General features: G+C 67.7%; 6 protein-coding genes and 3 pseudogenes. 4 read left to right on the top strand and 5 right to left on the bottom strand.

Translation table 11 applies throughout. The features are described from left to right. Positions 1 to 108 precede the first annotated feature (108 nt). Positions 109 to 195, bottom strand: a pseudogene (locus K309_RS43460) (cyclase family protein); the annotation flags it as partial. Between the two features lie 172 nt (positions 196 to 367). Here K309_RS43460 and K309_RS0132460 point away from each other — a divergent pair. The 3 genes from K309_RS0132460 (at position 368) to K309_RS0132450 (ending at position 3247) form a co-directional block, all read left to right on the top strand. Then, a complete protein-coding gene (locus K309_RS0132460) occupies positions 368 to 1081 on the top strand; it encodes a TetR/AcrR family transcriptional regulator (RefSeq protein WP_035878742.1) in 714 nt (237 codons plus the stop codon). Positions 1082 to 1174: 93 nt separating this feature from the next. Further along, the gene (locus K309_RS0132455; RefSeq protein WP_051320741.1) at positions 1175 to 2023 is read left to right on the top strand and encodes a class I SAM-dependent methyltransferase; all 849 of its coding nucleotides are present in this window, start codon (positions 1175 to 1177) and stop codon (positions 2021 to 2023) included. Positions 2024 to 2215: 192 nt separating this feature from the next. Then, the gene (locus K309_RS0132450; protein ID WP_029050159.1) at positions 2216 to 3247 is read left to right on the top strand and encodes a patatin-like phospholipase family protein; all 1032 of its coding nucleotides are present in this window, start codon (positions 2216 to 2218) and stop codon (positions 3245 to 3247) included. Here K309_RS0132450 and K309_RS0132445 read toward each other — a convergent pair. Together K309_RS0132445 and K309_RS38340 are read right to left on the bottom strand one after the other, a co-directional pair. Then, the gene (locus K309_RS0132445; protein ID WP_029050158.1) at positions 3228 to 3881 is read right to left on the bottom strand and encodes an HD domain-containing protein; all 654 of its coding nucleotides are present in this window, start codon (positions 3879 to 3881) and stop codon (positions 3228 to 3230) included. The two genes, K309_RS0132450 and K309_RS0132445, sit on opposite strands and share 20 nt — an antisense overlap. Further along, the gene (locus tag K309_RS38340; RefSeq protein ID WP_051320740.1) at positions 3878 to 7378 is read right to left on the bottom strand and encodes an adenylate/guanylate cyclase domain-containing protein; all 3501 of its coding nucleotides are present in this window, start codon (positions 7376 to 7378) and stop codon (positions 3878 to 3880) included. Before K309_RS38340 ends, K309_RS0132445 begins: the two co-directional genes overlap by 4 nt. A 192-nt stretch (positions 7379 to 7570) precedes the next feature. On the opposite strand from K309_RS38340, the gene K309_RS0132435 reads away from it, so the two are divergent. Then, a complete protein-coding gene (locus K309_RS0132435) occupies positions 7571 to 7981 on the top strand; it encodes a DUF1801 domain-containing protein (protein ID WP_029050157.1) in 411 nt (136 codons plus the stop codon). Here K309_RS0132435 and K309_RS38335 read toward each other — a convergent pair. Both K309_RS38335 and K309_RS38330 read right to left on the bottom strand, forming a co-directional pair. Continuing rightward, positions 7978 to 9183: pseudogene (locus tag K309_RS38335) on the bottom strand (type II toxin-antitoxin system HipA family toxin); the annotation flags it as partial. The gene K309_RS0132435 and the pseudogene K309_RS38335 overlap by 4 nt on opposite strands. 46 nt (positions 9184 to 9229) lie before the next feature. Continuing rightward, positions 9230 to 9490, bottom strand: a pseudogene (locus K309_RS38330) (IS256 family transposase); the annotation flags it as partial.

Genomic DNA, 9490 nt, shown 5'->3' with positions numbered 1-9490 from the left:
GCGCTAAACAGCCAGCGCAAGCAGGGCGGCGGCCCCTCGAACCTCGTCATCTGTCAAGGGTTCGCGGGGGGAATTGCGATTTTATTGGCGGCTTAACTTGGATGGATTGTATTCGATCCGGGGGCCATAGCCGGGAGGATCGGAGACGACATCGTTTTCCAGGTAGATCGAGAGATCGACGAAGCGGCGTGTCATGGTGGCAGGTCCCCTTTGAAAATGCGTGAACGTTCTGCGCTGACTGTACGATCGTTCAGTAGCGCGCAAACGGACTGTACACTCGTACAGTCAAGCGCTACACTGGGGTAAACGCGGACGCGGATGTGACGATAAGAGGTTCGCTACAATGCCGCATCGATATGGAGGCAGCATGGAAGGCAGGGAAGCGCGGAAGCCAGCGGTCGGGGCACGGGGCAGGGCGCGGGAGGAAACGCAGGAATTGCCACTCCCGGAAGCGAGCAAGCGCGAGCGCGTGCTCGATGCAGCGGAGCGCCTCTTCGCCGAGGGCGGCTTCGACGGCGTGTCGATGCGCGATATCGCCGCAGCCGCGGACGTTGGCTTGCCGCTGATCGTTTACCACTTCGAGACCAAGCGCAACCTGTACCGCGCGCTGTTCGACCGGCGCAAGACGCTGTTCGAGGCCCGGCTGGCCGCCCTGCGCCAACCACTCGCCGCGGGCGAGGACGCGGTCGAGCACATCGTGCGCGCATTGGTGGAGCCGGTGATGCGGATTCAGGACACCGATGCCGGCATCGCCTACGCCAAGCTCGTCGCACGCGAGGCCTCCGATCCAAAAGAATCCGAGCGCGGTATTGTTGCCGACTATTTCGACCCGTTCGCCATGGAATTCGTCAAGGCGATCCGCAAGGCCCTGCCAGGCAAGAGCGCCAGCTATGCGCATTGGGCCTATCTGTTTGCCGTGGGGGCGCTGGTGATGAGCGTGTTCGACAGCCGTATCGAGCGCATCTCCGGCGGCAAGTTCAAGGCCGGCGACGTGCGGCGCAAGTCCGAATACCTGGTGACTTTCATCGCAGCGGGCATTCGCGCCGGGGCTGAGCGGACGCCGTCGAGGCGTTCCGGATAAATCACCGGTTCCGGCTGGTTTACTTTCGCGGTAAGGTGTCCTACACCCACTGAGGCGATCCCGGCTTCCAGCACGCCGGGCAAGGGGACTTCCATGGCTTTGCCGAATGCCGACCAGCCGGGTGCCGACCACTCTGACCACGTTTTCGCGGGTGCGATCCCCGACGTGTATGCGTCGCTGATGGTGCCCATGATCTTTGCGCCCTATGCCGTCGACCTGGCCGAACGCATCGCCGCGCTGCATCCCCGCCGTGTGCTGGAACTGGCCGCCGGCACCGGCGTGCTCACGCGCGAACTGGCGCGCCGGCTCGCGCCCGACGCCGTCATCGTCGCCACCGACCTCAATGCGCCGATGCTGGCGCGGGCCCAGGCCGAAGGCACGGAGCGCCCCGTGACCTGGCGCGAGGCCGACGCGATGGCGCTGCCGTTCGGCGATGCCAGCTTCGACCTGGTGGCCTGCCAGTTCGGCGCGATGTTCTTCCCGGACAAGGCCAGGGCCTTCGCCGAAGCGCGCCGCGTGCTGGTGCCCGGCGGGACGCTGGTGTTCAACGTGTGGGACCGGATCGAATTCAACGCCTTTGCCCGCGATGTCGCGGCAGCGCTGGCCCGCCTGTTCCCCGAGTCGCCGCCGGATTTCATGGCGCGCACGCCGCACGGCTATCACAGCCAGGCGGCGATCGAGCAGGACTTGCGCCAGGGCGGCTTTACCGCGCCGCCGCTGTTCGAGACCGTCACGGCCACCAGCCGCGCCGATGCCGCCCGCATCCCTGCGGTGGCGTACTGCCAGGGCACGCCACTGCGCGCGGACCTGGAGCGGCGCGGTCCCGATGCGCTGGCGCGGGCGACCGACGCGTGCGCGCAGGCGTTCCTGGCGGCATATGGAGACGGCCCCGTCTTCGGCCCGATGCAGGCGCACGTCGTGATGGCCGCTGCCGGCGCCTGAGGGATGTCCAGGCATGGCGCAAGCAGCAAGGCCGCCACTGGTCCGCCTGCCGGTGCAGCCGTCGGTCCGCCCGTCAGGCCACGCGCCGGGCTGCCGGAAAAACGGCTTATTCCCTACACTTGATGTATACGGATAACCGCCCGCAGCACGGAGCCTGGCGCACCGCACGGCGCGCCGGGAAGGGAGCCTCGGATGCAGCCGGACCAGCCAGACCACAAACCCGTGTCGCTTGCCTTGCAGGGCGGCGGCATGCACGGCGCATTCACCTGGGGCGTGCTCGACCGTCTGCTTGAGGACGGCAGGCTGGTGATCGAGGGCGTCAGCGCCACCAGCGCCGGGGCCATGAACGGCGCGGTGCTGGCCTACGGGCTGCTGCAAGGCGGCAGCGCCGGCGCGCGCGAGGCCTTGCACTCGTTCTGGCAGGCGATCTCGAACTCGGCGCAGCGCTATAGCCCGTTCCGCTGGATGCCCTGGTTCAAGACCGGCCATACGCTGGGGCTGAACCATTCGCCGCTGTATGCCATGGCCGACATTGCGCTGCGCCTGCTGTCGCCGTACCAGTTCAATCCCAACAACCTGAACCCCCTGCGCGAAGTGCTCGGCAGGCAGGTGGACTTTGCCGCGCTGCGCGAGCATTGCCCGATCCAGCTCTACCTGTGCGCGACCAATATCGAAACCGGCCGCATACGCATCTTCCCGCCGGAGGAACTGAGCATCGATGCCGTGCTGGCCTCGGCCTGTGTTCCCACGCTGTTCCAGGCGGTGTGCATCGATGGCCAGTACTACTGGGACGGCGGCTATGTCGGCAATCCGGCAATCTTTCCGCTGATCTACCACTGCCAGACGCACGACGTGGTCATCGTCCATATCAACCCGATCGTGCGCCACGGGGTGCCGACCTCGGCGGCGGATATCCTCAACCGCGTCAACGAACTCAGCTTCAACTCATCGCTGATGCGCGAGATGCGCGCCATTGCCTTTGTCACCGCGCTGATCCAGCAGGGCAAGGTGGACGGGCGCGAGATGAAGGAGATGTGGATCCACTCGATCCGCTCCGACGAGACCATGGCGGCGCTCGGCGTGTCGACCAAGTACAACGCCGACTGGGGCTTCCTGTGCGCACTGCGCGACCAGGGCAGGGCACAGGCCACGACCTGGCTGGCGCAGCACTACGACAGCATCGGCCAGCGTTCCAGCATCGACATCAGCGGCGAATTCCTGTGACGCCGCCCGGGCCCGGCTGCGCCAGCCGCCAAGCCAGGTTGCCGCGCGCGCGCGCTTCGTAGCGCGCGTGGAACGGCTCGGTGTGGTAGATGCGCGGGCTGTCCAGCAGCGCGCGCAGGAAGGCACGCTCGGCCGCGTCGTAGGCCTGGTCGTCCAGGTCGGTGCGCTCGGCGCGCAGGCAGGCGCCGTTATGGCGGAAGCGCATCCGGCTGCAGCCGAGCGCCGCCAGGTCGATATCGGCGGTAAAGCGGCCCGCTGTGCTGGCAGGGATCCCGTCGTGGACGGTTTCCAGCACCAGTGCGGCGATCCGGTCGATCCTGGCGATGCCGGCCCCCCATTGCAGGATCCAGCCGGCGCTGCGCGCTTCGTTGTCGGTCGCGCCGGGCACATAGATGACGTCATGGCACCACAGCGCCAGTTCCACCGCCTCGGCGTCGGCCACAGCGATGGCGCCGCGTGCCCAATCCAGGTCGCGCAGGCAGCGGCGGATGTGGTCGAGGGTATGGTAATGGCGGCCCGGCTCGCCATAGCGGCCGGCAAGATCTGCATAGGCATCGAGCGCACGCGCACCGCCCGCGCGCGTCCACACGGCAACGAAGCGGTCCTGCAGCAGGCGGGCCTGGAGCTGGGTCATGGGCGCGCAGGGGTTGAGGTGCCGGCTGGGGTGCCGTCGGGGGTGCCGCCTGCAGTGTCCGATACCTCGCCTCCCAGCGCCGCCAGCAGCGCGGCGGCCTCCTGCTGGTCGGCGGTGTCGCTGCCTTCGGTCAGCGGCGCAAGGTGCCGGGCCAGCGTCTCGCGCGCCACGCCGGTCTTGCCTTGGGCGTGCCACAGCCTGGCCAGGCTTAGCGCGGCGCGCAGCGCCAGCATCCTGGAGCCTTGCCCGGTGGCGATGTCGAGTGCCTGCCGGAAGCAGGCTTCCGCTTGCTGGTGTTCGTCCGGCTGCAGCCGGCACAGCATGTCGCCGCGCAGGCGCCACAGCGTGGCTTCGTCGAGCCGCTCGCCGTTCTCTTCGGCCAGCGCCAGACCGCGCCCCAGCGCTTCATGCGCGGCGTCCGTCTGTCCGGCCTTGTTGCAGGCGTCGGCCAGCAGCGACAACAGGTTGGGCGTGCCGAGTACCGCGCCGGTGGCCTCATAGGCGGCCAGGCCATGGCGGATGCGGGCGATCCCTTTTTCGACCTCTCCCAGCTCCGCCATGGCCCAGCCTTGCACCACCGTGGCCCACGCCAGGTAGATCGGGAAACCCTGTTCGCCGGAGATCGCGATCGCGGCCTCGGCATACTCGCGTGCCAGCTGCGCCTCGCGCCGGCACTGGTGCACTTCCGCGGCAAATACCAGGCACAGCGCCAGGTTGTAGGCATCGGGCCGCGCGCGCGCCATCACCAGCGCCTCCTGGCACAGCGCGCGGGCATGGTCGGGACAGCCGAGATACCACAGGATCCAGCCCAGCGTGCTGGTCGCGTGCACGGTCGGATCGCGCCCATAGCCCATCAGGAAGTCATAAGCCTGCGCGTCGGGGTGGGGCAGGGCTAGCACCGTCTCCATATGCGAGCGCGCCGCGTCGAGCTTGCCCATCCGGAACAGCGTGGCGCCCAGCACGCGATGGCCTTCGGCCAGCTGCTTGGGACGCTGCGACTGCATCGCCAGGCCGAGCAGCCGCTTGGCGAGCGGCAACGCCACCCGGTACTGCGCACGCAGCTGGTAGAAGGCCCACAGGCCAAGCTGCGCGGAAAAGACGTAGGGCGTCTGCCGTCCCTGTTCGCACAGCGCCAGCGCGCGCCGGTAATTGGCCTCGACTTCCGGCGACGCCTGCCCTCGCGCCGCCATCAGTGCCGGCCCGAGGGTCAGCAGCAGCGTCAGTTCCTGGCGCGCGCGCTCGGGCGTATCGGGCTGGCGCTTCAGCAGCTCGATGGCGGTGCTCAGGTGCCGGATCGCTTCGGCCTGCGCCGAGCGCTGCAGCGCCTGCTGGCCGGCGCAGTGCAGGTATTCGACCGCCTTGGGCACGTTGCCGCTGAGGCTGTAGTGGTGGGCCAGCTCGCTGCAATAGTCCTTGAGCCGGCCCTGGAACAGGTCCTCGATCGCCCGCGCCGTGATTTCATGCAAGGCGCTGCGCCGTTCGGTCAGCAGCGAATTGCCCGCGACTTCCTGGGTCAGCGCGTGCTTAAAGGCGTACTCGACTTCCGGGAACGCCGGCCGTTCGTGGATGAAATCCGCGGCCTGCAGGTCGGCCAGCAGCGGATGCAGCCGGTCGCCCTCCAGCCCGGCCACCCGCAGCACCAGGCTCTGCGGGAATTCCTTGCCGATGATTGCCAGCGTCTGCAGCAGTTCTTTCTGCGCCAGCGGCAACCGGTCGATACGCGCGGCCAGCACTCCCTGGACCGTGGTGGGGATATGGAGCAGCGCCGGCGCCTGCTCGATGCGGTAGCAGCCGGGCTGGCCCAGCCGCGCGCCTTCCTCGGACAGCGTCTGGACCACTTCCTCCATGAAGAACGGGTTGCCTTCGGTCTTGTCGAGGATCAGGCGCTTGAGCGGCACCAGGCTCTGGTCCTCGCCCAGCAGCGCGGTCAGCAGGCCCTGCGCCTCGGCCGGACCCAGCGGCTGCAGCCGCAGCTGCGAGTAATGCGGCCCGGCTTCCCAGCGATGGGTGTATTCGGGCCGGTAATTGACCAGCAGCACCATGCGCGCGGCGGGCACATGGTCGACCATCATGTTGAGGAAGGCCTCGGTCTCGCCATCGAGCCATTGCAGGTCTTCGAAGATCAGCATCAGCGGCTGGTTGGCGCTCTCGCGCACCAGCAGGCGGGCGATCGCGTCGAAGGTGCGCTGGCGCCGGATCGACGGGTCCATGGTCTGCAGCGGCGAGGCCGGTTCGATGGTGCCGAGCAGGTAGAGCAGGTAGGGCAGGTGATCTTCCAGCGAACGGTCGAGCGTCAGCAACCGGCCCGTCACCTTCTCGCGACAGGCGCGGTCGCCGTCCTGCGCGGTGATCTGGAAATAGTTCTTCAGCAACTCGATCAGCGGCAGGTAGGCGAAGGCCTTGCCATGCGAAACCGAGAACGTCTCCAGCACCAGGCAGCCCTGTTGCGAACGTGTCTTGAACTCATGGAACAGCCGCGACTTGCCGACGCCCGCTTCGCCGACCACGGCGACGATGCGCCCGCTGCCGGCCTTGGCATGCTCCAGCGCCTCCTGCAGGTGCTCCAGTTCCTGCTGGCGCCCGACGAAGCGCGCCAGCCCGCGGTGCGCGGCCACCTGCAGGCGCGTGCGCAACGCCCCCAGGCCCACCACCTCGTACACCGCCAGCGGCTCGCGCACGCCCTTGACGTGCGTGGTGCCCAGCGCCGTGAACTCGAAATAGCCCTCGGCGAGCTTGTGCGTGGATTCGCTGACCAGGATCGATGCCGGGGTGGCAATCCCTTCCATGCGCGAGGCAATGTGGATGGTGTGGCCGACCGGATCGTAATCGGTATGCAGGTCGTCCTTGCGGATCGATCGCACCACCACCTCGCCGGTATGGATGCCGATGCGGATCTGCAGCGGGATGCCTTGCTCCAGCCGCACCCGGTCGCTGTGGCGGTGCATCGCGCCCTGCATGCGCAGTGCGGCGTACAGCGCGCGCAGGGCATGGTCCTCGTGCGCGATCGGGGCGCCGAACAGCGCCAGGATGCCGTCGCCGAGGAACTTGGCGACATAGCCTTCGTAATGATGGACTGCCTCCATCATCAGCGTCACGACCGGGTCAATCAGGCGGCGCGCGTCTTCCGGATCCATGTCCTGCGTCAGCGCGGTCGAGCCGGCCATGTCGGCGAACAGTGCCGTGATGGTCTTGCGCTCGCCGGCGGACTCGCCGCGGGCTTCCATCGCGGCCTGTTCCGCCAGGATGCGCTCGGCGAGATGGGGCGGGGTGTAATGGACCGGGGCGGATGCAGCAGGCCGCGGCGGTTGGGGCTGCGGCACGGGTGCCGGTGCCGGTGCTGGTGTATCGGCCAGGGACACGCCGCAGGCCCGGCAGAATTTGGCGGCGGGCGTGGCTTCGGCACCACACTGCGGACAAATGCGGGCAAGCCTTGTCCCGCACTCCTCGCAGAAGTTGGCGCCCGCAAGGTTCGCGAAGCCGCAATGCGTGCAGCGCATTTCGCCTCCTGACCGGACCGGGTCATGCCGACCCGCCTGTTCAGACTATTAGAGGCAGATTTGGGCGGCGTGGCAAGGTGAGGGCGGTGGCGGGACGCCGGTGGCGCGGTGGTGGCGGCAGAGCGCCGGGTTCGGCACAATGCAGGGCCAGCCATGTGCCGCGGGCACGGCATCCGCTTGAGGAGCAGCGCCATGAAAAAGAGCGAGGGACAGGACAGCAGGCAGGACAGCATTCCGGCTTCCGAGCTGATCGACGCCAGGATCCGGGAACTCGACGACTGGCGCGGCCAGATGCTCGGCCGCCTGCGCGCGCTGGTCAGGGAAGCCGACCCCGAAGTCGTCGAGGAATGGAAATGGCGCGGCGTCCCGGTCTGGTCGCACGACGGTATCGTCGGCACCGGCGAGACCTACAAGAACGTGGTCAAGATGACCTTCGCCAAGGGCGCGGCGGTGGACGATCCTGCCGGCCTGTTCAACGCCAGCCTGGAGGGCAACACCCGGCGCGCCATCGATTTCCAGGAAGGCGACAAGATCGACGAGAAAGCGCTGAAGGCGCTGGTCCGCGCCGCCGTGGCGCTGAACCAGTCCAAACGCCGGCGCTAGCCTCGGGCGGCGAGGCGCCGCTGCTGCCGGCGCATGCCATCGAAGATCGCATCGGCCAGGTCCATGGGGAATTCCGGTGGCAGCGCTGAAGCGGCGGCGTCGATGGCCCGGCTGGTCTGCGACCCGACCTCGTCGAGCATCGACTCGACATCGCCGGGCGGGAAGCCGATGCGCTGTCCCTGGGCAACCCAGTGCCGCCGCTGGATTTCCTGGATGGCGTAGTGCGAATTCTTGCCGTGCAACGCCATCGCCAGCCGGGCCCGTTGCGGCGCCACCTGGTTCTTGCCTTTGCCGATGATCGGATGCGCCGACAGGATGTCGTACAGCGGCGTCGCTTCATAGCGGCTGCCCGGCAGATGGCTGATGCTGAAGTTCTTGCCATGGCCATCGGTGGCCGCGAGCAGCCAGAAGACGATCTGCGCGAGAAAGAAGTTGCGGCGATCGGACAGCGCCGAGCGCGAGCCCGAGAGGATCTCCGCGATCTGCTGGATGCCCGGCCCGCCGTCCGACTCGTATTTCTGCAATGCCGACGTCCCGGTGGCCTGGCACATGTCTTCCTGCGGCAGCCGCAGCAGCCAGGAACCGTCGGCCGAGGGCTTGCGGTCGAAGCGTTCGACGACCAGTGCCTTGATATCCCCGAAGCGCGCGATCTCGCAGGCAGCGACCGGCAGGCCGAAGGCGGCGACGATCCTGGCGCAGAGCCATTCGTTTTCCACCGAGGTCCGCATGTCGGCGCGCATATTGCCCACCAGTCCCATCGGCAGCTTGAAGATATGCGTGGTGGGCGTACTGCCTTGCGGCAACAGCCATTGCCCGTCCCAGCGCAGCAGCGCGGTCTTTTCCTGCGCGCCGGCGATGGACAGGCGCAGGTCATCGATGGGCTCGCGCAGCCCGAGCACGGGCTCGGCCGTGGCCTCGTGCAGCAGGGTGGCGATGTCCGTCTCGGACAGCGGGCGGCCCTGGACGCGCTTCAGCGCCATCGGCGCTTCCTGCGCCGGCAGCATCTGGAGGGCGCCGGCGCAATCGCGGCCGAGCTTGGCCAGCAGCGCGAAGGCGTCGGTCCCGCCGGTCTGGTACCGGGCCGCGATGCGCCGTCTGATGGCGTCGCTGTCGGGCAGCAGGTTGTCGAAATAGTTGGCGACTGCCGGCCCACGGTGTGGCTGGTTGCCTGGCGTAAAGGGCAATGACAGGGACAGCGTCCGGAGATAAAGTCAAATCTGGTGTACGAAGGTTGATCGTGGCCGGTTCTCAGGCGGCGAGTTTCTGCTGATCCGGCGGATTGTCTTGCGCCGGGGCACCGTCCTTGAAGGGAATGCCCTTCAAGAGCAGTTCGATGTGTTCGGCACCGTTGATGCGGCGCCAGGTTTTCTCGGCTTCCTCGATCAGCTTGAAGGCCAGGCCAAGGAAGGTCGCTCGTGACACACAGTTGCGCGTGCGCGTCGTGCGGTGACGCACAGTCGCGAAGGTCGACTCAATCGCGTTCGTCGTGCGGATGTGCTGCCAGTGCTC

Source organism: Cupriavidus phytohabitans, from assembly GCF_000426345.1.
In the GTDB taxonomy this organism is placed as follows: Bacteria; Pseudomonadota; Gammaproteobacteria; order Burkholderiales; family Burkholderiaceae; genus Cupriavidus.
This window is presented reverse-complemented; position numbering and strand designations above follow the sequence as displayed.

What these genes read in the sequence shown, in the direction of transcription:
- K309_RS0132445 (WP_029050158.1), bottom strand. Translation starts at nt 3,881, where the DNA reads ATGACCCAGCTCCAGGCCCGCCTGCTGCAGGACCGCTTCGTTGCCGTG.
- K309_RS38340 (WP_051320740.1), bottom strand. Translation starts at nt 7,378, where the DNA reads ATGCGCTGCACGCATTGCGGCTTCGCGAACCTTGCGGGCGCCAACTTC.
- K309_RS0132460 (WP_035878742.1), top strand. Translation starts at nt 368, where the DNA reads ATGGAAGGCAGGGAAGCGCGGAAGCCAGCGGTCGGGGCACGGGGCAGG.
- K309_RS0132450 (WP_029050159.1), top strand. Translation starts at nt 2,216, where the DNA reads ATGCAGCCGGACCAGCCAGACCACAAACCCGTGTCGCTTGCCTTGCAG.
- K309_RS0132455 (WP_051320741.1), top strand. Translation starts at nt 1,175, where the DNA reads ATGGCTTTGCCGAATGCCGACCAGCCGGGTGCCGACCACTCTGACCAC.
- K309_RS0132435 (WP_029050157.1), top strand. Translation starts at nt 7,571, where the DNA reads ATGAAAAAGAGCGAGGGACAGGACAGCAGGCAGGACAGCATTCCGGCT.